We start from the raw sequence: 26,705 nt of genomic DNA, 5'->3' as shown, positions 1-26,705 counted from the left end.
ATAATTTTACTATTGGGATCGTTTTTGTATGACATTACTCTTTCAGATATAAATACTTCATTAAAATTATATTTTCTCAATAGTGGTAATACCATTTCACAATCTGCATCAGTTACTAAACATATTGGTAATATATTGCCTAATAAAGAAAAAAACTTTCAACATCATCATAAGGTGTTGCGTTAGAATGTTCATCCATAAATATTTTAACTGCTTCTTCTGCATCAAATAATATATTCATTTCTTCAAGTATATTCTTAAAAAAAGGTCTAAACATAGTTTTTAAATTGATAAATTCTATATTGCTTGAGGCCATTTTGATAAAATTCATTAATTACATTCTTATTAACTGATTTGGCACATTCAAGCGCTAATGTTTCATTATACTTGTCTCTTAATATCCTTCTCCAGATAAATGGTATTCTTGTATTGACATTTACTAATGTCTGAAACATATCAATGCACAATAGTTCAAATTTCATTTCTTATAATTAGTGAAAGAGTATAATAAGTGCCTACCCCTCACTAAAACTCACCCCTTTTCTTCTCAATTATTTCTTATGCGTATCAAAGCTGATATTTCATAATACTCATCTATTATGTACTAAAAGATAATCTAAAATAGTCATCGATCTACTTCTTTCACAAATTATAGAGAATAAGTAAAAATTTACTTTATATTATGATTATCATACGACAATTGCTAGTTATCCCTTTTTTCCTCCCAAAGTCGTGTTCGTTCTTCAAAGCTCACTTCTTTATGTATTTGATGCAACCTCCATTGATACCCGAAAGCGTCGCTAAATATGGCATTTGACACTCCGTAATCAGGCATTTCAGTCACCGATTGCACCTCAGTATAGCCCATACTAATAGCCTTTGAAAATGTTTCTTTGATGTCAGTAACGAGGATATTAAATCAAATTGTTTTAGGTTCATCCGAATTTTGGGCTTTGATCCAACATGTGAAAGCGTATTCCGTATAGGGTAAAATTCCTATTCTCATGTTTTTTGAATTGCATGAGGTTAATGGCAGGAAATATCCACGCAATTAAGCCAAGTACCAAGCTACCAAACATAAGAAAACTAATCATTACAATACCTCCTAAATTTAAATATGATTACATATTTTTCTACTAATATGATTTATTTAACAAGAAAATTATACCATACTTTCTATATTATTATATCAAATTACTAATCTATTCCCATAATTTTACTACCTGCAATCCAATTTATAATATCTAAAAACCTCCTATAATTCTTAAATTGCGACATAAAAAACACCCCAAAATTCAATTTATGAATAATGCGGTGTTCAAATAAATCATTCAGTTTTTAGTCATTATGCTAAATAAAATAATAACATAAGTTCTATAATTTTATTGCTTTTATTGATGCAGACATAATATATTCTCCAACTTTTAAATTATGTGCCCATTTTTCAGCATATTCCTTTGATACTTCTTGGGTTTCAATGCTAATATCACTAAAACCAGCCTTTTCTAAATATAATTTTAATTCTTCAACTGAAGATGCCCCAGTAACTCATCCACAATAAAGGTTCTCATCTTGTTTCATTTCCTCTGTTAATTCTCTGATAAGAACTATATCAGAAATAGCAACTCTACCGCCCTTTTTTAATACACGATAAGCCTCATTATATACCCTTTGTTTATTTGGAGATAAATTTATAACACAGTTTGAAATAATGATATCCGCAGTATTATCTGCTATAGGAAGATTTTCAATTTCTCCTAGTCTAAAGTCTACATTCCTATATCTATATTTTTTAGATATAGCTCTTGATTTATTAATCATCTCTGGAGTCATGTCGACTCCAATAATATATCCCTTAATTCCAACTTTTTTTGAAGCTAAAAAACAGTCAAATCCTCCTCCACTTCCAAGATCTATAACAGTTTCGCCTTCTTTAAGATTAGCTATTAATTGGGGGTTTCCACAACCTAACCCCATATTAGCTTCCTCTGGAGCAGTTGATATTTCTTCATTAGAATATCCAATTTTACGTGATATCTCTATTGAAGATTTCTTAAGCTTAATACCTCCTCCACAACAGCCATCCTCTTTTACATTTCCGATAGCTATTTTACTATAACTATTACGAACAACATTTCTAACATCTACCTTTTTAAAATCGCTCATCTCTTTTACCTCCTTAATTATTTTTACATTTATAGCTATTTTCACTATTATGTTTATAATCTCTCAGATTTTCACAAGTCATTCCACTCTTTTTATATTCAATTAAGTTTTCTATATCTTGCTTACATATGTCTATTTTATTTAGTTCATTCTCTAGAAGTTCTTTTATAAATGGAAATTGCTCCAAAGTTTCTTTATTTAATTTATAATATATCCATTGAGCTTTTTTCTCATATACCACAATCTTAAGTATACTTAACTTAGTGAGATGTCTTGAAGCGTTTGATTGTGTAATTCCTAATATATATTCAATTTCACATACACATAATTGTCCATCTTTTAATATGTTTAATATTCTAATTCTATTTTCGTCACCTAATGTTTTCAGCACTTGTACTATATCCATTTCCTATCTCCTCATAATTTTATATGCTTTTATGATTATATTCACTTATACTCATATACTATGATTATTAATTTAAATTGTCAATAATCAATTTTATAATTCATATGAAATGTTCTTATTTTCTAACACCACATTATTCAATTTTCAAAGAATACTTTTTTATTTATAATTCACTTCATAATAGCCTCATATCAGGAAAATAACTTAATTGTTCAAACATAATTCCTTCCCCTGTTACTTTGTCTAATCTTCATTAGTTGCAGCTAATTCTTGTAATTCGACATAAAAAATACCGCATATTTATTTCTGAATAATACGGTATTAAAGTAAAATATTCGATTTTAACATGTATTCCATTAAATTTATATTATGTGTAACAGTATTATAATGTGTCATATAATAGAACTCCTATAGAATTTTGTCTTCAACATTATAAGTGCGTTTATCCCCACTATCAAGATAACCATTTTATAACAAACCAAGTGTTTAAATATAACACTCCTATAAAAATAGCTATAAATGTATATGAAAACAAATACTTTTTCTCTTTTCTCTGTTTGATGAAGAGTCGAATTAGCATAAAATCACCCTGTTGCGATCAGGATGATTATTTTTTTGTTTAATATTGTATTCTTTAGTATTTCTCTTAACAGTTTTTTATTTCTAATTTTAGATTAACTAATGTAAAAACCAAGTTGTTAGCTAGTGTCATATATTATCTTTTTTATGATAATATAAAAAATTAAATCCATTATTTTCTGATGTCCCTATTGAATCTTCATGAATATGAGAATCAAAATTATATTCTTCAGTGTCTTCTATGCCTGTCATGCGTCCAGCATCATACGCAAGCATTAAAAATACATCTCTATTAGTGGAAATCATTAAGGTGTCTTTAAAACGTCTTGCACTTAATTTTCTGTCAGTTAACCAATAATCAGGATATACTATATTATTATCTTCAATAACCACTTCTCTAATATGTTCGGTAAAGATACTTTTTGTTTTCATAGCTTTAAATATTTCTTTCGCTTTGAGTTGTGTAGCATGATAATTTAACAGTACTATATCCATATCAAATATTCCATCTTTCCATATATCTTTATATTCATTTATTTTCATAGAATGTGTTGGAATGTATATTATTTCTTTTGACTCAAGATTTGCCGCTAAAACAAATAGCTTTTTTAAAAATTCATATGCAATTGAGTTTCCTAATATAGCATTATCCCAAACTATCGGATCTACCGCTGTCAATTGTTTAGGAACTTTAGTAGGAATATAAATATTTAATTCTTTGTTTCCATATAACATAACTTTTTTTATTTTAAGTTTCATTTTCAACCTCCAGTAGGAAACATATTCTCTATTCGGTGCAACAACTGCTATCTTATATCTAAGATTTACATGATGTCCAGAAAAATTATTTTTTATATCAAGCATGTGCTCCTCTGTTTTAGGAGGTTCGCCATCATGATTGAATCCCTGCTATAACACTTTGCTGTATTCATATAAATTAAATCTTTCTTTGTATCTGCTAGAGTCAGTCTACATTATATATCAACTTTCATAGAAATTTTGTAGAGTTATGTCATATCTAAAAATAAAAAATATCGAGTTTCCCTGATATCGATGATTATCGAACACAACCTGCCAGTAATTCAGGTAAAAGGCTAGCTTGTGGAGTAATTAGATGGTACTAATCATATAAAAAAGAAGAATCTTCTTAATAGATTCTTCTTTTTTATATAACTATTTATATGCTAATTCCTAGTTATAACATCCTAATTTTTCAACCACTCTTAAAGAGCGTATATTTTTAGACATAATATTGGCTTCAATTCTATGTACCCAAATTCGTTAAACATAATATCAATCCATTTTTGAATTGCTTCGGTAATATAACCATTGTTAATTTCATAGTTATCTAATTCATAACCAAGATAGCAAGGCAGAAAAACACCTATTACAATTATGCCTTCTTTTTCTAAAATATTAGATATTTTCCTTCCTGTATGATCCTCCAACCGGTATCTATTAAAATAGCATCATCTCCATTTAAAATACAGCCGATATTCGTAGCATTTGGAATATAGTATACTTTATCATTTATTTTTGTGAGTTTCATTTTTTCCTCCTAATGTAGCTGCTTTAATATACGTATTAAATACAAATTATAAATAATAATATTTAAATTACAACTACAGTGTCTAAAAACTTTTAATAAATTTCTATTATTCTAGTTATTAAAGCAAAATTATTTTATAAAGAATTAAGTTTATTTGTATCCCATAACTCATGGATTGGTCTGTTATTATTTGGTGTTGTTCGATTATTAATACTATTAATCGAGATGAATATAATTAATATAACAACTATTATAAATACTATAGCAATACCCATACCTTTATTTCCTTTTTTCATTTCCAATCACCTCCCTAATTTAGGATTGAGCCCTATAGAGCATAAAAAAACTTTCCTAATACTGTCATTCTATAGTATTAAGAAAGTTAACTCTTTACCTAAATTATGGATTTACTTAACAGGTTTTTGGATACTTTTCCTATATTCTTTAGGAGTCAATTTCTCGTATTCCAAAAATACTCTTGTTAAAGATGAATGATGCTCATAACCAACCTGTTGAGCAATTTGTAGTATGGAATAATTTGTATTTAATAATAAATCTTTTGTCTTTGATACTCTTAATTTCTTAATATAATTAGTTAATGTAACCCCTGTTTGTTTCTTAAACCATTCACAGTAGTAAGCGATGCTGTAATTTTCAATCTTAGCTAAAATATCTAAATTTATAATTTCATTAAAATGTTCATGTATATATCTAATTGAATTTGGAAGAGTATCCACTAAAAGCATGTTGTAAGAATAGCGAAATAAGTCTAGAATGGATTGATGACTAGCATTCTCTCCATTAATTTCATCTAAAAGTAAGAATTTAATCGCCTTCCATTTTTCATTAGGTAAAATACGTATTCCTCCATTTATCTTATTCATATCATCTCTATAAATCATATATAATGGGATATCCAGAACTAAAAATGTATTGTCTCCATTAGCAGCAAAAATATGTCGACAATTAGGTGGTAAAAAAAAGATATCCTCCGCTTGCAGGTTTATACGCTGCTTTCCTGTCTCTATATAAAGATTGCCCTCAATTGGAAACAACATCTGTGCATAAGAATGGCTATGAATATTTAGAGCATTATCATATACTGCATATCTAAATTGAAAATTTTTTAGATTTTCCATTATACCACTCCCTACTATAATAGACTATACATTAAATTAAATATAACATAAAAATCATCTTTACTGTTGTATATTAGGTATCTTTTACCCATAATGTCCCGATATCAACTCTTCAATCTGCCAATACATCAAGCGCAACTGTATTTTTTGCTCTTTTCTGAAAGGAGCTCAGTGATATAACCAACATTCTCGCGGTTTATAATAGAAGATTATACGTGGTTTAAAGTTTTATTTTTACTACAAATAATATAAACATTATGCACCTTTTGTCTTAAAAATGCGCTGAATTAGCGAACCTCCAAAATTAGATATTATTAACCCCAGAAGTATTACAATACCGCCTAACCATTGCATTTTTGAAAGTTGTTCACCAAGAACAATCTGTGATGTAATAAGTCCAGTTATAGGAACAAGAAGGGAAAGTGGCGCTACTTTGCCAGCAGGGTACTTTGCAAGCAGCATACTCCATGTGTAAAAGCCAAATAATGTTGCACAAAAGGCCAGATAAAGCACAGCAAATACAGATAGGACATTCAAATTAATCACTGCATCCAATAATGTTTTTGGTGTGTCCAACATCATAGCAAAAGCCATAAGGGGGAGTGGAGGTACAAGACTTGACCATACTACCAGACTCAACATATCCAGCTTTTCCCCACAGGACTCACTTTGTTTCCAAGCATATCTTACTATTATGTTTGAAATCCCCCAAAAAGCAGCTCCAAGAAGTGTTAATAAAAATGGTCCAAGAGGAATTGAGGATAATCTATTACTCCCAACATTTCCGCCTATAAAATAAAGTCCAAGTCCAGCTGTTAAAAGACCTATCACTTGCATTCCTTTTAATGTTTCCTTTAATAATATTGCAGCAAATAAAAGTGTAAAGAAAGCCTGAGATTGCAGGACAACGGAAGCAACACCAGCTGGCATTCCTATATTCATTGCATAGAACAAACAAGCAAATTGCCCAACCCCAACGGTCATTCCATAAGCAACAATGTAACGCCACCCTACTGCTGGACGTTTTACAAAGGCTATTGCGGGTATGGCAGCAAATGTATATCGTAAAGCAACCAGCAACATAGGTGGTATACCACTAAGCCCTAACTTAATTACTGTGAAATTAGCTCCCCATACTGTTACAACTAATAAAGCAAGTGTTAAATCCCGTCTATTCATAAATCTACATCCCTTCTATCTATGTCTTTCTGTAATATCTTAATAACCTCGTTGATAATTCATAATAAAATACGAATGAGACATATTTTATAATTATTGTGAATTTATTCAGCCAGCTACTTAATTCGTTCTAAAATTGGATGACCTTCTTTCAACTCTACTAAGTCCCATAGATTTCCATATAAATCCTTAAATACTGCGACTATTCCATAAGATTGGTCTTTCGGCTCTCTCACAAATTCTATTCCTCTTGAAATCATTTCATTATAATCTCTCCAAAAATCATCAGTGTTTAAAAATAGAAAAACTCTACCACCTGACTGGTTACCAATAAATGACTCTTGTTCAAGTTTAGAGGCTTTTGCAAGTAATATCGTAGTTCCGACTGAACCAGGTGGAGATACTACTACCCAACGTTTATCTTGTTTCGGCTGATAAGTATCTTCAATTAATGTAAAATTAAGCTTCTTAGTATAAAATTCTATTGCCTCATCATAATCTTTTACAACCAAGGCTATATGAATAATTGATTGAACCATTTTCTCAACTCCTCCTAATTTTGGACTTTCTTATTCTATCCATATTTTTATTTCAATTTTTACATCATAATATTTTACTAATTCGACTTGTCTGACAAGAAAATTATACCATATTTCCTATGTTGTTATAGCAAATTTCTATTTTATAATATCGCAATTCAGTTTTCAAAAAACATTATTACTTTAATTTTTAATAGTTACATCACTTTTTCTTAAAATACGCAATATTGTTGAAAGATGACATAAAAGTGCCGTAAAATTCATTTCTGAATAATACGGCATTAAAGTAAAATATTCGTGTTTTATATTTTACAATAGAAAATTATAGGTTATTTAATGTTTTATTCTTACTATAGATGATATGAAAAATGTGGCTAACATTGACTTTCTATTATGTTATTTTCTCTATATCCACTATTTTTTTATTTGTTCTACAATGCTGTGTTCTGTTAATTCAGAAAGTTTTTCAATCCTTTCATTAACCAAACTTCTAAAGCAATTTGGAAGATGATCTCTGTGTGCTCTGTGTATAGCAACACATTCTATACATTTTCCATGATACTTACATGCTTTCTGGCAGGTGCAATGGTCTACTTTTCCTATACTTTCTCTTAATTCTGCTACAAATTCATCTTGAAGTTTATAGCCAAGTGAACGTTCGCCTCTGCGAAATGCCTCCATGGCTTCTTTTTCTTTTGGATTATTATCAATAATCATTATATCTCCCCCCGTATAATATAAATTTTTATTCATAGTCATTTAATACATTTTACAACATCTCTTTATTAACCTCAAATAAGTGATTATCTTGTTCTCAATAAAATACGAATAAGTAGCGATAAGCTATACTACCCCTGGTTCAAGTATGGAAAAAGTTTTATTATCACAATCAATTTCTGCCGTTGCACCATAGGGTAAACATATCATAGGTTCGTTATGACCAAAGGACATATTATACACAATGGGTAAATTATAAAGTCCTAATTCTGTTACAATCTTCATGATTGAATTCTTGTATTCTTTATAATATCTTTCTTGATATGGTTTCCCGAAAATTATTCCTTTTAATTTTTGCAATATACCTTGGCTACCATAATTTCTAAGCCAATATTCTATATAATTTGGTTCTGGCATTTCTTCTGATGTTTCAAAGAATAGAATAGCATCTTCAAATATATCATTGGATGGCCATAGCGAAGTACCTTTTATCATCTCCATTACTTCAATGCAACCACCAATTAAATGCCCTTGAATCACACCGTTGCCTTGTAAAAATTCATATCCTTGATTTTTTACCATAGTTTTTGCGATGGAGGCATTGATTTCACTCCATTCTATTCTTTCTCCAGTCCATTCATTAGTGGCTGGTATTACTCCAATTGGAGAAGGGTCAAATAAAACTTTTTCTAACCAATAAGCAGTATAGTCAAACACTTTAATGTTTTCCGCTAATTCTGCAAGAATAGATGCGCCATAGAAACTTGACAGATTTGCTTTAAGACACATAAAATGTGTAATAGTTGTATCAGAATACCCTATAAATATTTTAGGATTATTTTTTATAATATCAAAATCAATATATGGCAACATTCGTATACTTTCATTGCCACCAATACAGGAAAAAATTGCTTTTATAGATGTGTCAGAAAAAGCTGACATTAAATCTTCCGCGCGCTTTTCTGGGTGATAGTATAAATAATCAGACCCTTTTAAAGTGTTTGGCATTTCTACAACCTCTAAACCAAACTGCTCTTGTAATCTCTTTTTCCCTAAATTATATCTCCAGAGTAGATCTGTATCACCAGCACCACCCCATGATAGGCTTACTGTAGCTATCTTATCACCTCGGTTTAATCTTTGTGGTTTAACTAGTTTTAGCATTTATTTAACCTCCCTAATATAAATAATTTTGCACAATATCCTACTGTTGGGTCTAAAAAAGAAAGTATGCGATATTACTCAACTGCATTTTTTTGTTTATTTAATAATTTAGAAAAAACTAGACTTACTCCAACGTATGCAATTAACCATATTGTTAAGTCCATTATAAGCCGTATCAAATTAAACTCTTCATTAAATACATTGTAGGACAAGCCAGTTATTAAACTAATTGCTTTTGCAATAAAGTAAATAACTAAAAATTTTACAATTCCATTATTTCTCAATACATTCACCTCCTATGATATTTGTGGCAGATAATCCACTAATCTGATTTATGTAATAAGAAAATTATACCATATTTTCTACATTATTATAGCAGATTCCTAATTTTCAATCCTGTATTATTCAGTTTTCAAAGAACCTTATTCTTATTTTAAATTTTAATAATTACATCGTGCTTTCTTCATATACCGTGCTTTACTTGAAATGCGACATAAAAATACCGTAAAATTCATTTCTGAATAATACGGTATTAAAATAAATTATTGGTTTCTAACATTTTTATTAGCAACTTCTATATTGCAAAAACTTTATTCCTTAATAAAATTCATCAATTCTTCATTAAATTTGCATCGCTGGTCATAGAACGATCCGTGGCCACTATATTGAAATGGTATAAGCCTTGAATTTCTAATACCTTGTTTTTGTATTTCACCTAGTTGGAATGGAACAACTTTGTCGTGAATGCCATGAATAATTAATGTTGGAACATTTATTGTTCCTAAATCACAAAATAGTTCTTCACGTAACCAAGTCTTTGCAATAGCAGCTGTTGACCACCCTGCTGCTTGTAATCCCAATTGTAAGAACCAATCAGAGAATGGCTCTGTTATATGCTGAAAGAAAAATATATCACCAAAATCGCTCAACATTTTAGGGCGATCAGTGTATGTTCCCTCAATAATTTTGATTACAGTTTCCTTGTCCAAGCCATAAGGAAAATTAGGACGTTTGACAAGACTAGGAGCTGCTGCTGCAAAAAGAGCAAGTTTGGATACCCCATACCCATTATACCTAGCCATATATCTAATAGCAATTGCCCCACCTGTTGAGTGGCCTGCCAGTATAAAATCTTGTAATTTGAGCGCTTCAACTACACATCTAACATCGTCAGCTAACCGATTGTAGCCATATCCTCTCCATGGCTTATCTGATTTACCAAATCCTCTTTGATCTATTCCAATACATCTATATCCACTTTGTGGGAGCTCATTAAACTGATATTCAAATAATTTATGGCTTCCAGGCCAACCATGTAAAAACACAATTGTCTTATGACCCTCCGGATTAAGATCCTCTACATAAATTTTTACATCTGGCTCTACTCTAACATAGTATCCCATCAAAATACCCCCAATAATTAATAGCTATATTGACATGTTATTCACCTAAACACAAGTTTATGAATGCTTGAGCTGATTTTTAAATGCAGTATTATTCAGTTTTCAAACAATATTCTTTACTTCACAATATCTCCAAAGTACCCAACATACTTGAAATACGACATAAAAATACCGTAAAATTCATTTCTGAATAATACGGCATCTTAAGAAATTATTCGATTCTACAGTTATTACGCCTTATATGAAGAATATAGATCAAACAAACTAAGTATTATACTTAGTTTGTTTATTTAATAAATCTATTTCCCTATATAAGAATATTATGTATTATATAACTATAACATAGGTTCATTTTTTACACTTTTACCAGTTTATTTCTAAACCTACCCCAACTTCTTTTACAGGCAAAGTTTTATGTATTTCTGCTCTAACAGCAAATGAAGTACAATGGCAAGGATATAATTCCTTTACATTGTTCTGTTTTAGATAATTGATAGTTTTATTAACCTGTTCAGTTACTTCAAATAAATGAAATCCTCCTATAACTCCTAATACTCGATTATCTTTACATACTTCTTTTGCATATTCTATTATATTGCATATCCCACTATGAGAACACCCTGTAATAATATAAATGCCATTTTCACTTTTATATACAAGGGCTGTATCATCTATTACATAATCATCAACTGGAGCTTCACCAACAATTTGTTTACCAATAGGTTTTCTATTTTCGAAGTCGTTTATTTGAGGTATTTCCCCTAAAAAAGTTATATGTTTGCTAACTTTAATAGGTTCTTTCGAAAGAATTAGATTGCATTTTTCTTTTAATTCTTCTTCTAAAATAGGAGAGCAAATTTTTAAATTATCTATTAACTTTTCTTTAAATGCATCTGGATGAGCAATAATAGAAATATTATTTTTATTATTTTGTTCAAAGTAGTATTTTAATCCTCTTGTGTGGTCATCGTGACCATGTGAAATAACAATAGTGCTTATATTTTCTAAATCTACACCTAATGCAGTTGAGTTTCTTAGAAATAAATCAGAATATCCTACATCCAATAGTAAGCTAACATCATCATCTTCAATATAATACGAAACAGCAGGCTCGCCACAGTAGTATTGGTCAATGTATGTATTATTATCTACTAAAACTTTTAGCTTCATCTTTTTGTCTCCTTTATCTATACTTAATATGAATAAACTTCACAAAATAATACTACTCCAATTTATCTAACAAGAAAATTATATAGTATTTTCTATATTACTTTAACAATTTTCTATTTTATCATACTGCATTATTCAGTTTTCAAAGAAGATTATTCCTACTTCAGATTGTAAATGTAAAATCCGCCTTTTATGATTAGTCACTATATTAAAAAACTAAGAAGTCTTCGAGTACCCTTAATTTTACTATTGTTTTTATAATTTCCATACCATTGAATACTCGGATTCCTTAGTATCATAATTTTCGTTTTCTTGTTCTATTTTAAATCCATGCCTTTTATAAAAATTTACAGCTTTCAAGTTTTTAGCATAAACATCTAATTTTAAAATTGGATAATACTGCTTGCATTTTTCAATCAATTTACTCCCTATTCCACTATGTTGATATTGAGTTGAAATAAATAATCCTGCAATATAAGATTTGTCTATAATACCTATAAATCCCTTTATCTCTCCATCATCTTCATAAACAAGAACCTCGGATTGAGGCAAAGCTTTTTTTACAAAATCATAATTTTCTATCCAGTAACTTTCTGAAATAAAATCATGAGCTTTAATATTTGCTTCAAGCCAAATTTTCATTACATCATCTATTTTAGATACTTCTAATTCTTTTATCATTTCCATTATTTATCACCCCTTTTTACTATCTTTAATAAGAATTATATCATATTTCATTAAATATATATCAACCTACTTCATAATTTTGGTAATTAATATTTTTAAGTCTTATTACTTAATCTTTAAATAACATTGTTTTGCTTTAAGCGTAATTATTGAGTCATAATTTTTTAAATATAAGCAACTAAATTTGGTTTTTTGCAAAATAAAAAACAGCTTAAAACTGTTTAATAAAAAAGATCTAATTATATAAGTAAAATTACACAGTGTATATGTTTACTTTTAAATTGTTTGTGGTATAATGTTAATAAGGTAATCGGACCTGCAAAGATGTGATTGCCTTAAACAACTAAACTAAGTTATTTCTTTAATCACTCTGCTGGCGGGCAGGGTGATTATTTTTTATCCCTATCTAAATAGGAGATAAGTGATATAACGAACATTCCAAACGCAATCATTAATGATATTGCTTGATACGTATCCATATCACACCACCTCCTTTCTTTCTATATGAAATGAGGTGGCAATCATACCCTGCTTTTCCGATTACCTTGTCCTAATAATATCATACCTATTGGTTCTATTTCAATAATCTTATTCTAATTGGATTTCTAGAATTAGTTATTATCTTACTGTTTTTAGTTTTGCAATATCATTCCAATTTTTTGATGTAACTATTTCAATAGCATTTAAATCTTCTCTTAATGCATTCATACCACTTCCTAAATCTAAATGCCTATTTGCGTTATTGGATTCAATATCATCTAACTTATTTTCTATGCCTTCTACTTTATTAAATAAAGCAGAAAAATTTTCTTTAGTTTCTTCTCTAAATTCTGATAAAGTTATAGTTTGTTCCTGTATTGCATTAATATTTCCTTCTAGTACTATTACTCTATCTGAGATTTCCAGCTGAACTTTTTCAAGATTTCTTTGTCCTTTTTCAATGCCCACCAGTTTCTCTAATATTAATTTTTGAAACTCTTCATTAGTCATTTTATAAAAACCTCCTTTAATTCCCTCGCCCTCTATTTATGATATTATACCAAATATCATAAATTATGTCTTTAAAACTATAATTCTTAAATTGCATAATTCCTTAAATCCTTCTTAATTGGTATGTATTAAATCTAAGAATAAACCAAACTCTTTATTCGTATCTCAAACTTTCTATAAATCTTTTTGATTCTTTCGCTATTTTCTTATATTCAATAGCATGGATGTAGTGAGAGCAATCTAAGTAGATTATTTCACCTTGTTCAAGATTATCTATAGCATTTTCCGAAAGTTCCTCCACTTTTTTCGCTTAATACTTGAAATGCAACATAGAAATACCGTAAAATTCATTTCTGAATAATACGGTATTAAAACAAAATATTCGTATTTTATAGTAGAAGATTATAGATGGTTTAAAATCTTATTCTTGCTAATAATATTACAAACAATGTGTATTAACTGATCCTAAGGGTTATGCACATAACATACAGTATATATTTTACACTTTAATTTACTTTTTATTTTTTATCGTTCCATAAATTATAACTACTGTACCAAAAATAATAGCGATTATGCCAATAGGTATAATAATCTGAACAAGTGGTTGTTTCATTGCATAAAAAAATAGATTTGTTTCAACTACCTGTCCAGTAAGCATCATTCCAGGCAAGTGCATTTTTCTCCATGAAGAGGCAACTCCAAGTGACATTGCGACAGTTAAACAACCCCAAATTATAAATAAGTATCCACCGCGGTACCAGTTTCTCCTTAAGAAATTTTTGAAATTATTAACGGAGTTATTTACGTTGTTTTCAATAGATACATTATTCGAGTACTTATCCGTTTCAGCATCAGTGTTGCCCAATAAATCATCAGTTGAAATGGAAAACACTTTACTTAATGTAATTACTTTATCTAATTCTGGCATTGCAGTACCTTGTTCCCATTTTGATACGGCTTGTCTTGAAACTCCGACCTTCTCTCCAAGTTGCTCTTGTGAAAGACCCAATGACTTTCTGTTTATTTGTATTTTTTCTCCTATCGTCATTTTACCATCTCCTTCTCAATATATTTATAATAATAGTAAATTTAGTGGTTACAGTCTACCAATTTAAGCTTGAACTTTGTCAACCATTGGTTGCATCCGTTGTTTTATGCTGATTATATAAATTCTATTCTGTTTTTTTACTTCAATAAATTTTCTTTGATACGCCTTATCATTGTAAAAATAAAAGCCTATACTAACTAGAAAATTAAAGGCTATAAAATATAAAAAGAGCTTTAAACGCTGTCTACTAGACATAAAGCTCTCTACACAATCTTTTAGTTTTGGAATATTTAAATTAGTAGTTTCTCCTGATAGCAAATTATGCTATCACCTTCTTTCTTAAATATCTTCTTTTGAAGAGTTATACTTCTCTAGCCTTAATCTACATTCTAAAACTATTAGTTCATCTAGCTCCTGACTTAGATTTACTATTTCCTTGCTAGTTAAAGGCTCCGTATCTTCAATTGCTAAATTAAGCTCCTCTTTTAAATTTTCTAATCTTTCCTCTACTGACATTTAAATCCCCTCCTGATAAAAACTAAAAAAGAACTAACTTTTTAGCCTATTTGGTTAATAGCTATCTTTCCCAATCTAAACCTTCGCCTTTTTCTTTAATTTTCTCTTTAAGAGCTTGACCTTCAAAGCAGCTTAATGAGTATACAAATAATTTTTATCTATATGAGTTGCGACTAATATTTCAAAATTTTTGAATTTTCCTTTCTCTATAAGCTTAAAAGATATTTCGTGACCTAGTCTAGGACTTATGTCTTCACATCGATGAAATGAATGTGCAAAATCTGTAAATTGCCTTCCTTTTTCTCTATTAAATATTTTCTTAATAACCATCATTCAATCAATAGTACTAATTATATAAAAAAGAAGAATCTATTAAGAAGATTCTTCTTTTTTATATAATTATCTTTTGGAGTAAAATTCAATTACTAGTTGCTCATTAACATCAACAGGTATTTCTTGTCTATTTGGTAATCTTAATAATTTTCCACTAAAACTAGCTGGATTTGCTTCTACATAATCAACTACATAATTCCTATTTTGAATGTTTTCTATATATTTTTCAATTTTTTGTGACTTTTCACGTAGAGCTATAATATCTTCAGGATTAATACTAAATGATGGTATATCCACTTTCTTTCCGTTAACTAAAATGTGTCCATGATTTACCATTTGTCTTGCTTCTCTAATAGAACTGGCCAGTCCTATTCTATACACTATATTATCTAATCTACATTCCAACTTTTGTATTAGAACCTCTCCAGATAAACCAGGTGCCTTCATAGCCATATCTACATATCTTATAAATTGTTTTTCTAATACACCATAATACGCTCTTAATTTTTGTTTTTCTAATAATTGTAGTCCATAGTTAGAAAGTTTTCTACTTGCTCTACCAGGTGTTTTACCTGCTCTATTCATTGCTTTTGGATGACCATAAATATTTACACCTAAGCTTCTGCTTAGTTTAAATCTTGGTCCCATTATTTTTGCCAAATTATTTCCTCCTCGCATATATACCTAAATTAGCCGCGGTAAATACACAATTTGTATAAACAAATTGTATCATAGAAATAAAATGTTGTAAATGATAATTATTATCATCATGTTAATTGTTTTTTATTTTTCTACTTTAACTAACAAAGAAACCACCTTATCCAAGGTAGTTTCTTATAATTAAGATATTATCCTTTTAATTTAATAGTAAGCTGCTCTAACATATCCTTTGTCATAGCTGCTAAATCATACTTCGGATTCCAACCCCATTCTTTACGAGCTTCACTATCATCTAATGAATTTGGCCAAGAATCTGCTATTTTTTGTATATCAGGATTTACATCATATTCTAGCACAAATTCTGGAATATGCTTTTTAATTTCAGCACCAAGCATTTCTGGATCAAAGCTCATTGCTGTAATATTAAATGCATTTCTATGAACTAACTTAGATGGATCTGCTTCCATCAGTTGAATTAATGCATCTATTGCATCTGGCATATACATCATATCCATAAATGTACCTTTATCTATAAAAGATGCATACTTTTTGTTTTTTATTGCTTCATAGAATATATGTACTGCATAATCTGTAGTTCCACCACCAGGTAAAGACTTGTACGAAATTAAACCTGGGAATCTAACTCCTCTAGTATCAATATTATATTTTTGATGGTAGTAATCACAAAGTAGCTCTCCTGCAACTTTAGTAACTCCATACATAGTTGTAGGTCTCATTAAAGTATCTTGAGGCGTGTTATCTTTTGGTGTAGATGGTCCAAAAGCGGCAATTGAACTTGGTGTACAAACTGCACAATTATTTTCTCTTGCAACTTCTAATACATTGAATAGTCCACCCATGTTAATATTCCATGCCAATGAAGGATTTTTTTCTCCTGTTGCAGATAAAAGTGCAGCTAAATGATAAACTGTATCTACATTATACTTTTTAACTACTTCATCGATTCTTTTCCCATCTACAACGTCTATTACTTCGAAAGGACCAGACTCTATAGCTTCTTGAGAGCCTTTCGTGCTTATGTCGCTGGCAATAACATTATCATTACCATAAGCTTCTCTTAAATTCATAACTAGTTCAGATCCTATTTGTCCCAGTGCTCCAGTTACTAAAATCTTTTTCATACTAACGCCTCCTATTATTTAATTAATAGATTATTAATTGTTACCAATTTATACACTACAATACATAGAAAGATATTCACAAGTAAAATTTGCATTGCATATAATATTATGCCCATAATATAGTGAGCTATTAAGTTAATTATACTGTACAATATGATAATTAGTATGGTGAGAATACCTTATACTACATTTATATTATAAATTAAGATCTACATATTTAAAATAACCTAAAATACTAATTTTTACAAGTACATTAGTCAAAATATTAACAATAATTAATATTTACATTATTTATTATAGAAACACTTTAACAAGATTATTAAATTGCTCTTTGCTCTCTTTTATCTTACGTTCATTTCCTAGAACACACAAATAATTTTTCTTCATAGAATCCGTTAATAAAGCAGAATATTTTCTTATATCTTCTACAGTTGTATTTAAAACTTCATCCCTCTCCCTTTGAAGTTCATCTAAAGTTATACCACTAATATAATAACTAGTAGCTTTATCTCCCTTCATAAATGGACTTAAAGGTGTATCCATATTACTGATTGTACCAATAATATATTTTCGCATTTCTCGTTCATCTGCATCAAAAGCTTCTATGTACTTAGACATATCATCGTATACATGAAGTGTCTCTTTTAAATTAGGATCTCGATAAGAACTAAATATAAGATTTCCACTTTTAGAAAAGTTAGCTAAGGATCCATAAGCACCACCAGCTACCCGTACTTTATTCCAAAGGTAATCTAGACTCACTATTGTTTTCAATACTTGCATATGCCCTAAATATCCATATCCCAATTCTTTAAAATTATATCCTTTTGCTACATATTGTACTTTGCTTGATGTTAATAAACCTTCATTTTTAGGAGTAAAATCAAAAGAATATTTATATTTCTCAAATTTACAATTAGGCAATCTTTCAATAAGGGATACTGCTTCTTCTCTCACAATTTCAAAGTCTGCTTTGTCTGAGCTAATACTTATTAACATATTATTCTTATTGAAAATCATATTATATACTTTCTTTAAGTTTTCCAATATTTCTTCTTGCTTTTCATCAAACTCACTATCTAAATTAGATATAAACATGTAATAAGAAATACCATATGTATTTTCTATATATTGGCCAATAGGAGAAAAATATGAATTAACCCTTCTAGCTGCCATAACATGTCCTTGATCAAAAATAGCCATCTCTAATCGAGACTTTGTTTCACCAATAACTTCTTTAATTCTATTTGATTCATCAAATTTTGTACTATTTATAAGCTCAGTTAACAGTACAAATAAACTTTTAATATTGCTAGTTAATGCAGATGATCTAAGAACAAATTTAGGTAAAAATTCTTTATGACTATATTTAAACGAGTACGTCTCTACCTTAGCGTAAATGCCGCCAGTATTAATATTTATTAAGTTTGATAGTTCTTCATAGCCGTGATTTTCTGTTCTAACCTTTCCTAAAAGACTAGATAATAACACTGTATATGGAACTAATTCTTGTGGTACCGATGTTGTATCAAAAAATAAATTGACGTATGTAATACCATTAGTGAAAATTGAATGATGTAAAATATTAACATCCTTCTCAACAAACTTAATTAAAGGTATATCTTCAACTTCTCTTTTAATATCCTCTCTACTCAGTAGAGGTATTGTTGCTAATGCTTCATCTGTTTCTATTCTATTCTGATACTTTTCTAGGTTTTCCTTCTGCTTTACGATTTTAATAACTTCATCTTCTGATAATTGTTTCTTATACTCTTGTAGTCTTTTTTCTTCTTTTTGATCCTTTTCACTTGCAAGTCCTTTTTTAGGCTTTAATATTAGTAGACTAGTATGAAGGTTGTTAAGTATATCCTCCTTTATTAGTCTTTCAAAATAGTTAGTTACCAAAGCAGTTTTAATATTTTTTAAACTTTTTTCATATTCTAAGTGTAACCATGGGTCTTCATCATAAAGCCAACTATTCATTGCCTTTATATTATAGACTAATCCCTTAGGTCTATGTCCATAATCTGCTTCTCTAAGCTTAAACTCATGAATATTTATTGCGGCCTCAATTATCTTCTTGTCAATACCATTAACTACAAGATTTTCCAAAGTATCTTTAACTACCTTTAGAAATAACTCCTTATTTTCAACGTTACTATTTTTAACAACAATACTGAAAGTAGGCTGCATAATGCTACTATCAAAAGAGCCAAAAACATCCTTTCCTATATTTGCCTCAATTAAAGCTTTTTTAAGTGGTGCAGCTGGAGACCCTAGAAGTAAATAATTTAAAATATTAAATGCTAATACTTTTTCAGAATCCTTAGAGTTACCTATAACGTAATTCTTACTTATAAATGTTTTATTTCTCTCATTTTCATCTTCAGAAATAGAATATACTTCTTCTATTTCTTTGCTTTGATTAAATGAAGGTTGAATACTAATACTTGAATCAATCTGTATTTTATCAAATTGGTTTAAATATTTTTCATCGATAAACTTTAAATGCTCCATTAAGTTGCCATTGCCATATAAATAAATATAGCTATTTGACGGATGGTAATAGGTTTTATGAAAGTTTAAAAATTGCTCATATGTAAGCTCTGGTATTGATTCTGGATCACCACCTGATTCAAATCTATATACTGTATCAGGAAAAAGAGACTCTTCTACCTTTCTAAAGAGTACTTGCTCTGGAGAAGAAAAAGCTCCCTTCATTTCATTATAAACAACCCCTTTAATTGAAAGTGGATCATCTTGACTATTTAATTCATAGTGCCACCCTTCTTGCATAAAACTTTCTGGACCATTATATATATTAGGATGCAAAACTGCATCTAAGTATACATCCATTAAGTTAACAAAGTCTTTATCATTTTGACTAGCAATAGGGTACATAGTTTTATCAGAAAAAGTCATTGCATTTAAATATGTATTTAACGAGCCCTTTGCTAATTCAATAAATGGATCTTTTAATGGAAATTTTTTAGATCCACATAGCACAGCATGTTCTAATATATGCGGCAAACCAGTATTATCCGTTGGAGGTGTTCTAAAACTAATAGAAAAAACTTTATTATTATCATCATTTTCCAGGTGAAATAACTTAGCACCACTTTTATTATGATAAAACAGTCTTGCTATTGAATTCACCTCATTAATTTTCTTCTCTTCTAATAATTGAAATCCGTTATAAACATTACCTATATTTAATATTTGCATAATTTCCCTCCTTCTTACTGTTTTAATACTTCTGTATTGTTATTCTATATATACATACTATTTCCTTTGAAATTATAGATAAATAATAAATAATCAAGTATAATATCCTTAATGCTAATAGTTTCCAATTATTATTAACTAAACACTAGGATGTGATTATTCAATGGGTGATTTTGTACAACATTTAAAATCTAATAAGATTCTTACTGCTCAGGATATTATTCGATTACGCACCTATATTGAAAATAAATACCCTAATTCCGATGTAAATAAGCAGGCTGATATATTAATTAATTCTATTAGAAGTATTATCGATGGGTATTTAAAATCTATTCCGAGAGATCACCAACATAAAATCAGAGAAACTTTATTGAAAAATAAATTGTTATATAAACAAGAAACTATAGTACTATATGATATTTTTGAAACCTTCACAACAATAGATGTAAAAGAAGCTGATTTTTTAAATGTAATATTAGACTGGGTTAATTATTATTTAGATAAGCCTATTAGTAAAGAAGATCTTTCTCTATATTTTCCTCATATAAAAGAAAACGATACTATACCCCTAAAAACTGAACACGTTATATCTAGTATTATTAATCCAGAAATTCTTGAAGAAAACTATACAGCTAGTAAAGAAGAAAATATTTTAAGTAAACAGTTTAATTTTAAAAAAATAAAATCTTCTTTTCAGCTAAGTTCTATAAATGTGCTCTTCACTGGATTATTTTTACTTATATCTTTTTCGTTTTTTATGAACTATTTACAGTCAAACTCTGTAAAGGCTGAAGAAGATATAATTGTTAAGATTGAAACCACAGAATACAAACACCCTTATTTACCAAGCTACTTCAGATATAAGAATATAGATGAAAATAAACTTAAAATATATTTAAAAAGTAGAGACTCCCTTTTAGAAGAAGAACCTTACTTTTCATCTATTATAAATACATCCCGGGAATTTGACTTAAACCCTCTAATACTATTTGCTATCGCTGGACATGAGCAAGGCTTTGTTCCTAAAACAAACCCTTCTTCTAAGGAGATTATTAATAATCCATTTAATGTATTTATTAGCTGGCAAGAATATAATACAGATATTATTGATTCATCACAAATAGCCGCTAGAACCGTAATTAATCTGAGTAAAGATCGTCCAGATGAAATAGATCCTTTCCAATGGATAAATAGAAAATATGCAGAAGATAAAAATTGGTGGAAAGGAGTTCGTTCAATATTTAATCGTTTAGAAAGAGAGGTTAATAATTTCTCTTCGGAGTAAATCTAAGGCACTAGTTGTTATCATATTACGTATTCTATTTCTATCACCACTTAGATTTAGCTTTTTAACCTTCGTGGTTCCATTCATACAAATACCTATGTAAATAAGTCCAACTGGGCTGGTTTCAGTTTCTCCTGCTGGCCCTGCTATACCTGTAACCGATATACCAATGTTAGTGCCTGCCGCCCTATATATCCCCTCTGCCATTTCTTTAGCTACTTCTTGGCTAACAGCACCATATTTTTCTAATGTTTCTGGCTTTACATCTAAAAGTCTTATTTTAGATTGGTTACTATATGTAACAACGCCCTCCACAAAAACTGAAGATATACCTGGGTAGTTAATTAGTCTTCCTGATAAAAGTCCACCTGTACAAGATTCAGCAGTAGCGATAGTTAGTTTCTTTTCCATTAAAAGTTCTGCAACAACAGCTTCTAAAGTAATATCCCCTTCTCCATATATATTATCACCTAATATATCTCTTATTTGCTTCTCAACTGGAACAATAAGTTTTTCCGCTTCCTCATATGTAAATCCACTAGCAGCTATTCTAAGAGTTAAACCTTGAGTCTTTGCATATGGGGCTACTGTTGGATTTGTTTGATTATCCACAATATCCATTATTATCTCTTCCATATGACCTTCACCTATGCCAGAGATATTAAGAACCTTAAATACAAAAACCTTATCTTGATATTTTTTTAAATAAGGAATAACCTCGGTTTCAAATAGTGGAACCATTTCTCTAGGTGGCCCTGGTAATAAAATTAATTTTTTATCATTATGTTCAACAATGCATGCTGGAGCTGTACCATTAGGATTCGGTAAAATAATAGCTCCCTCTGGAAAATACCCCTGTTTCCTATTACCATCATTTACAGGCAAATTTCTTTTACTGAAAAACTCCTCTATTATTTTTAATGATTCATTGTGAGGTACCAATTTTCTATTTAAAAATTGAGCTGCAATTTCCTTAGTCATATCATCTTTTGTAGGCCCAAGTCCTCCTGTTGTAATAATTAAATCTGCCCTTTGGAACGCAACTCTGTATGCTTCATATAATCTACTTACATTATCACCCACTACTGATTGATGATACATATCTATTCCTAAACCAGCTAACTCCTTTGCAATATATTGTGCATTAGTATTAACTATTTCTCCTAATAACAATTCTGTTCCAATAGAAATAATTTCTGCCTTCAAATTTATCACCTCATATCTATTAATGTTGCTATACAACTATATAAAAACTATTCTTATTGTTAGTAACATCTTCTATTTTACTACAAAATTTCCTTCATTACATATTTAAAATACAAATTAAATTTAAAATATAAGAAGATCCCTCTTAGTTATAAACAAGAAGGATCTTCTTAGTATAATTATTTTTTACCTAAATATAAATCTAATCTAGTTTGCTGTTGGAATACATATTTTTTGACCTACCTGTAGGTTGTTAGGATTTACACCTGGATTAGCTCTCTCTATAGCTTCTACTGTAGTATTAAATCTTTTGGCTAATAAAAAGAATGTATCTCCAGATTTAATTGTATAGGATGTTGTTCCTGTTGGGCAACCTGATGGTGGCGGTGTTGTGCTTCCTGGCATACAAATTATTTGACCTATTTGTAGATTATTAGGATTTACACCTGGATTAGCTCTCTCTATAGCTTCCACTGTAGTATTAAATCTTTGCGCTAATAGAAAGAATGTATCTCCTGATCTAATTGTATATGGAGTTGTTCCTGTTGGGCAACCTGATGGTGGCGGTGTTGTGCTTCCTGGCATACAAATTACTTGACCTATTTGTAGATTATTAGGATTTACACCTGGATTAGCTCTCTCTATAGCTTCTACTGTAGTATTAAATCTTTGCGCTAATAGGAAGAATGTATCTCCTGATCTAATTGTATATGGAGTTGTTCCTGCTGGGCAACCTGATGGTGGCGGTGTTGTGCTTCCTGGCATACAAATCACTTGACCTATTTGTAGATTGTTAGGATCTACACCTGGATTAGCTCTCATAATAGCTTCTACTGTAGTATTAAATCTTTGCGCTAATAGGAAGAATGTATCTCCTGGCCTAATTGTATATGGAGTTGTTCCTGCTGGGCAACCTGGTGTTGGCGGTGTACCTGGCATACAAATTACTTGACCTATTTGTAGATTGTTAGGATCTACACCTGGATTAGCTCTCATAATAGCTTCTACTGTAGTATTAAATCTTTGCGCTAATAGGAAGAATGTATCTCCTGGCCTAATTGTATATGGAGTTGTTCCTGCTGGGCAACCTGGTGTTGGCGGTGTACCTGGCATACAAATTACTTGACCTATTTGTAAATTATTAGGATCTACACCTGGATTAGCCCTCATAATAGCTTCTACTGTAGTATTAAATCTTTGCGCTAATAGGAAGAATGTATCTCCTGGCCTAATTGTATATGGAGTTGTTCCTGTTGGGCAGCCTGGCGACGGTGTAGGTCCTGGTATGCAAATTCTCTGTCCTATCATCAGATTATCAGGATCTACATTTGGATTAGCTGCAATTAATACATCTAAACTAACATTAAATCTTCTAGCTATTGAGAAAAATGTATCTCCTGCTCTAATAATATAAGGCATTGTTCCTGCCGGACAAGTAACTGGTGGCGGCGGTGTAGGTCCTGGTATACAAATTACCTGACCAATGTATAATGCATCTGGATTTACATTTGGATTAGCATTAAGTAGTGCATCTAAACTTATATTGTATCTTCTAGCTATGGAGAAGAATGTGTCTCCAGCCCTAATAGTATAGTAGTTTCCTCCTGGGCATGGTGGATGAGGCATAGGTATACAAATTATTTGACCTATACATAATGCATTAGGATTTACATTTGGATTAGCCGCAATAAGAGCTGCCACGGTTGTATTGTATCTAATAGCTATACTATAAAATGTATCCCCTGCTTTTATCATATAAGGCATAGTACCCATAGGGCATGTATGTGGTTTCCTACTGTTATAATACATGGATTAACCTCCTTATTAATTTTGTATATACAGCAAAATATACTTACTACAGTATATTCTAGAAGTTAAAAGTTGTTCTGAAATTATAGCATTTTTTTAAAAAAATTTAGTTTGTTTCAATAATCGAGTAAGAGATAACTATTTTTTTTATCCCATTTACCTGATAAAGATTTGCCCTAAACAAAAAAACAGCATAGCTCAGATCATTAATAAGCCCATAAGTTTTAACTTATGGGCTTATTAATGATCTGAGCTATATGTAATAATCTCTATTTTTCATCGATATTATTTTGTTTCTTCAAAATATCTAACAGTTGATTTAAACATAGCTTCTGCAACTTGTTGACGATATTGGCTTGTTGCAAGTTTTGCCTCATCGCCAGCATTCGTTAAAAATCCTGTTTCTGTTAAAACTGCTGGCATAGTTGTATTTCTAAGAACATATAGATCTCCTGCTTTTGCTCCTCTACTATTTATGTTTAGGTTTTTAATCATTTCATCTTGAAATATTTGAGCAAGTTTTTTATTGTCTCTATTATCTAATGGGTTTTTTTCACTAGGATAGTAAAAGTTTTCTAATCCATTAGCTGTATTAGTCAGGGCAGCATTTGCGTGAATGCTAACAAATAAGTCTGCATTTAACTTATTCGCAGTATCTACACGATCCTGTAAACTTACATATCGGTCGTCAACACGGGTCATATAAGTTTTAAATCCCGCTCCTGTCAATAATTTATTAAGCCTTATAGCAATATCTAAAACAATTTCTGCTTCGTGCAGCTTAAGTGTTGAAGAAATAGCTCCTGGATCCTTACCGCCATGCCCAGGGTCGATAACAATAAGTCTTTCTTTATCATTACTAGTGTTCTTGACAAAATCTATTACAATCTCTCCATTTTTTTCATCAAGAGTTATTTCAGATTCAACTAGTTTTCCAAGGTCAACTACAACTCGAGTTATAAATGGATCATTTTGAAATTGTGATACTCTAACACCTTTTATTACATCACTACTGATCGGAATGTTTAAAGTTCCATTATTCTCTAGCTTGTTCTTATCACTTAAATTGAATTTTGCATCGGCTACATCAATTACCAATCTTTCAGGATTTGTTAACTTAAATTGTTTATAGTCGGCTTTCTTTGATGTTTTAATACGAACTTGAGGCGTAGAATCATTCATTTCAATTCTAACATCCGTAATCTCTGCAACATTTTCTTGAGGCGGAATTGGCTCCTTTTCAGATTCGTCCTCTGGCGCAGTAGGAATATCTATTAAAGCAGTCCAAGTTTCTTGATCCCACTCTACATTAAGCCCAAGCTCTTCTGCAAAAAAACGAATTGGTACCATAGTTCTGCTAACACTGCCTAGTGTAAGAAGCTTTGCAGGGATATTATCTGGAAGTTTTTTTTGAACACCATTAACTGTAGCAATAGGACTATCAATTTTTAAAATGATTTCCTTATCATTAGTTTTAACTTTTACTTCGTACTTAGCTTGATCCCATTCGATATCCGCATTTAGCTTGTCCTCTAAATGTTCTACTATCATTCTTAATGGTACTAATGTTCTTGCTTGATTATTGATTAGATAAAGTACAGGAGGTACATCCACAGATTTTACCACTTTGTTGTCTATTTTAAGATTTACTACTTGGAAGCTTCCTACTTTGCCATTTTCTTTCAGCGAAATCTTATTTGTAGATACATTCGCAAAAGAAGTAGTGAAAGAAGCGATAAAAATTATTAGTACTAATATGCTCGAAATTAATTTTTTCATTGGTCCCTCCTATT

At 30.1% G+C, this 26,705-nt stretch carries 30 protein-coding genes; 1 reads left to right on the top strand and 29 read right to left on the bottom strand.

The window, feature by feature from the left end; all coding sequences use genetic code 11:
- Positions 1 to 139: 139 nt before the first annotated feature.
- The 26 genes from HYG84_RS10850 to HYG84_RS10730 form a co-directional block, all read right to left on the bottom strand.
- On the bottom strand, positions 140 to 331 hold the full coding sequence (locus HYG84_RS10850) for a hypothetical protein (RefSeq protein ID WP_212376980.1): 192 nt from the start codon (positions 329 to 331) through the stop codon (positions 140 to 142).
- Between the two features lie 1,043 nt (positions 332 to 1,374).
- Positions 1,375 to 2,166, bottom strand: a complete 792-nt coding sequence (gene arsM / locus HYG84_RS10845) for an arsenite methyltransferase (RefSeq protein WP_442860795.1) — start codon at positions 2,164 to 2,166, stop codon at positions 1,375 to 1,377.
- A gap of 13 nt (positions 2,167 to 2,179) precedes the next feature.
- Positions 2,180 to 2,572 carry an ArsR/SmtB family transcription factor gene (locus tag HYG84_RS10840; protein WP_212376977.1) on the bottom strand — a complete coding sequence of 131 codons (393 nt, stop codon included), beginning with the start codon at positions 2,570 to 2,572 and terminating at the stop codon, positions 2,180 to 2,182.
- A gap of 708 nt (positions 2,573 to 3,280) precedes the next feature.
- Positions 3,281 to 3,910 (bottom strand): hypothetical protein, encoded by a 630-nt coding sequence (locus HYG84_RS10835; protein ID WP_212376974.1) that lies wholly within the window; start codon positions 3,908 to 3,910, stop codon positions 3,281 to 3,283.
- Between the two features lie 464 nt (positions 3,911 to 4,374).
- Complete coding sequence (locus HYG84_RS10830) at positions 4,375 to 4,599, bottom strand: hypothetical protein (protein ID WP_330655435.1); 225 nt, start codon at positions 4,597 to 4,599, stop codon at positions 4,375 to 4,377.
- Positions 4,560 to 4,700 carry a hypothetical protein gene (locus tag HYG84_RS10825; RefSeq protein WP_212376971.1) on the bottom strand — a complete coding sequence of 47 codons (141 nt, stop codon included), beginning with the start codon at positions 4,698 to 4,700 and terminating at the stop codon, positions 4,560 to 4,562. The genes HYG84_RS10830 and HYG84_RS10825 overlap by 40 nt, the downstream gene beginning before the upstream one ends.
- A gap of 134 nt (positions 4,701 to 4,834) precedes the next feature.
- Positions 4,835 to 4,996: a hypothetical protein gene (locus tag HYG84_RS10820; RefSeq protein WP_212376968.1), complete on the bottom strand. Its 162-nt coding sequence runs from the start codon at positions 4,994 to 4,996 to the stop codon at positions 4,835 to 4,837.
- 111 nt (positions 4,997 to 5,107) lie between these two features.
- Positions 5,108 to 5,839 (bottom strand): helix-turn-helix domain-containing protein, encoded by a 732-nt coding sequence (locus tag HYG84_RS10815; RefSeq protein ID WP_212376965.1) that lies wholly within the window; start codon positions 5,837 to 5,839, stop codon positions 5,108 to 5,110.
- Between the two features lie 255 nt (positions 5,840 to 6,094).
- A complete protein-coding gene (locus HYG84_RS10810; RefSeq protein ID WP_212376945.1) occupies positions 6,095 to 7,018 on the bottom strand; it encodes an EamA family transporter in 924 nt (307 codons plus the stop codon).
- A gap of 116 nt (positions 7,019 to 7,134) precedes the next feature.
- Positions 7,135 to 7,557 (bottom strand): VOC family protein, encoded by a 423-nt coding sequence (locus HYG84_RS10805; RefSeq protein ID WP_212376941.1) that lies wholly within the window; start codon positions 7,555 to 7,557, stop codon positions 7,135 to 7,137.
- 414 nt (positions 7,558 to 7,971) lie between these two features.
- On the bottom strand, positions 7,972 to 8,274 hold the full coding sequence (locus HYG84_RS10800) for an LPS biosynthesis protein (RefSeq protein WP_212376938.1): 303 nt from the start codon (positions 8,272 to 8,274) through the stop codon (positions 7,972 to 7,974).
- Between the two features lie 126 nt (positions 8,275 to 8,400).
- A complete protein-coding gene (locus HYG84_RS10795; RefSeq protein WP_212376933.1) occupies positions 8,401 to 9,438 on the bottom strand; it encodes a S66 family peptidase in 1,038 nt (345 codons plus the stop codon).
- 74 nt (positions 9,439 to 9,512) lie between these two features.
- On the bottom strand, positions 9,513 to 9,722 hold the full coding sequence (locus HYG84_RS10790; protein ID WP_212376930.1) for a hypothetical protein: 210 nt from the start codon (positions 9,720 to 9,722) through the stop codon (positions 9,513 to 9,515).
- A gap of 306 nt (positions 9,723 to 10,028) precedes the next feature.
- The gene (locus HYG84_RS10785; RefSeq protein ID WP_212376925.1) at positions 10,029 to 10,841 is read right to left on the bottom strand and encodes an alpha/beta fold hydrolase; all 813 of its coding nucleotides are present in this window, start codon (positions 10,839 to 10,841) and stop codon (positions 10,029 to 10,031) included.
- A 363-nt stretch (positions 10,842 to 11,204) separates the two neighbouring features.
- Positions 11,205 to 12,011, bottom strand: a complete 807-nt coding sequence (locus tag HYG84_RS10780) for an MBL fold metallo-hydrolase (RefSeq protein ID WP_212376922.1) — start codon at positions 12,009 to 12,011, stop codon at positions 11,205 to 11,207.
- A gap of 255 nt (positions 12,012 to 12,266) precedes the next feature.
- The gene (locus tag HYG84_RS10775) at positions 12,267 to 12,698 is read right to left on the bottom strand and encodes an N-acetyltransferase (RefSeq protein ID WP_330655434.1); all 432 of its coding nucleotides are present in this window, start codon (positions 12,696 to 12,698) and stop codon (positions 12,267 to 12,269) included.
- Between the two features lie 389 nt (positions 12,699 to 13,087).
- Positions 13,088 to 13,177, bottom strand: coding sequence for a putative holin-like toxin (locus tag HYG84_RS20345; RefSeq protein WP_249168592.1), 90 nt, complete (start codon positions 13,175 to 13,177; stop codon positions 13,088 to 13,090).
- A 139-nt stretch (positions 13,178 to 13,316) separates the two neighbouring features.
- A complete protein-coding gene (locus HYG84_RS10770; protein WP_249168591.1) occupies positions 13,317 to 13,688 on the bottom strand; it encodes a hypothetical protein in 372 nt (123 codons plus the stop codon).
- 154 nt (positions 13,689 to 13,842) lie between these two features.
- Entirely contained in the window at positions 13,843 to 13,989 is a 147-nt protein-coding gene (locus tag HYG84_RS10765; RefSeq protein WP_212376919.1) for a hypothetical protein, read from the bottom strand.
- 210 nt (positions 13,990 to 14,199) lie between these two features.
- The gene (locus tag HYG84_RS10760; protein WP_212376916.1) at positions 14,200 to 14,736 is read right to left on the bottom strand and encodes a helix-turn-helix domain-containing protein; all 537 of its coding nucleotides are present in this window, start codon (positions 14,734 to 14,736) and stop codon (positions 14,200 to 14,202) included.
- A gap of 63 nt (positions 14,737 to 14,799) precedes the next feature.
- Positions 14,800 to 15,054: a hypothetical protein gene (locus HYG84_RS10755; protein ID WP_212376915.1), complete on the bottom strand. Its 255-nt coding sequence runs from the start codon at positions 15,052 to 15,054 to the stop codon at positions 14,800 to 14,802.
- A gap of 21 nt (positions 15,055 to 15,075) precedes the next feature.
- Positions 15,076 to 15,252, bottom strand: coding sequence for an aspartyl-phosphate phosphatase Spo0E family protein (locus HYG84_RS10750; protein WP_212376912.1), 177 nt, complete (start codon positions 15,250 to 15,252; stop codon positions 15,076 to 15,078).
- Positions 15,253 to 15,384: 132 nt separating this feature from the next.
- Positions 15,385 to 15,582 carry a relaxase/mobilization nuclease domain-containing protein gene (locus HYG84_RS20875; RefSeq protein WP_442860808.1) on the bottom strand — a complete coding sequence of 66 codons (198 nt, stop codon included), beginning with the start codon at positions 15,580 to 15,582 and terminating at the stop codon, positions 15,385 to 15,387.
- A gap of 69 nt (positions 15,583 to 15,651) precedes the next feature.
- Positions 15,652 to 16,245 carry a 30S ribosomal protein S4 gene (gene rpsD, locus HYG84_RS10740; RefSeq protein WP_212376906.1) on the bottom strand — a complete coding sequence of 198 codons (594 nt, stop codon included), beginning with the start codon at positions 16,243 to 16,245 and terminating at the stop codon, positions 15,652 to 15,654.
- Between the two features lie 188 nt (positions 16,246 to 16,433).
- A complete protein-coding gene (locus HYG84_RS10735) occupies positions 16,434 to 17,387 on the bottom strand; it encodes an L-threonine 3-dehydrogenase (protein WP_212376903.1) in 954 nt (317 codons plus the stop codon).
- Positions 17,388 to 17,681: 294 nt separating this feature from the next.
- Positions 17,682 to 20,612 carry an insulinase family protein gene (locus tag HYG84_RS10730; protein ID WP_212376900.1) on the bottom strand — a complete coding sequence of 977 codons (2,931 nt, stop codon included), beginning with the start codon at positions 20,610 to 20,612 and terminating at the stop codon, positions 17,682 to 17,684.
- A 163-nt stretch (positions 20,613 to 20,775) separates the two neighbouring features.
- Between HYG84_RS10730 and HYG84_RS10725 the strand changes: the two genes are divergently transcribed.
- Positions 20,776 to 21,897, top strand: a complete 1,122-nt coding sequence (locus tag HYG84_RS10725; RefSeq protein WP_212376897.1) for a hypothetical protein — start codon at positions 20,776 to 20,778, stop codon at positions 21,895 to 21,897.
- On the opposite strand, the gene HYG84_RS10720 is transcribed toward HYG84_RS10725, so the two are convergent.
- The 3 genes from HYG84_RS10720 to HYG84_RS10700 all read right to left on the bottom strand — a co-directional run bounded on the left by HYG84_RS10720 (position 21,862) and on the right by HYG84_RS10700 (position 26,691).
- Positions 21,862 to 23,103, bottom strand: coding sequence for a competence/damage-inducible protein A (locus HYG84_RS10720; protein WP_212376894.1), 1,242 nt, complete (start codon positions 23,101 to 23,103; stop codon positions 21,862 to 21,864). The two genes, HYG84_RS10725 and HYG84_RS10720, sit on opposite strands and share 36 nt — an antisense overlap.
- A gap of 207 nt (positions 23,104 to 23,310) precedes the next feature.
- Positions 23,311 to 24,912, bottom strand: a complete 1,602-nt coding sequence (locus HYG84_RS20340; protein ID WP_249168590.1) for a LysM peptidoglycan-binding domain-containing protein — start codon at positions 24,910 to 24,912, stop codon at positions 23,311 to 23,313.
- 285 nt (positions 24,913 to 25,197) lie between these two features.
- Complete coding sequence (locus HYG84_RS10700; protein WP_212376891.1) at positions 25,198 to 26,691, bottom strand: N-acetylmuramoyl-L-alanine amidase family protein; 1,494 nt, start codon at positions 26,689 to 26,691, stop codon at positions 25,198 to 25,200.
- Between the last annotated feature and the right edge of the window lie 14 nt (positions 26,692 to 26,705).

Origin of the sequence: Alkaliphilus sp. B6464, from assembly GCF_018141165.1 — a bacterium.
Taxonomy (GTDB): Bacteria; Bacillota; Clostridia; order Peptostreptococcales; family Natronincolaceae; genus Alkaliphilus_B.
This window is presented reverse-complemented; position numbering and strand designations above follow the sequence as displayed.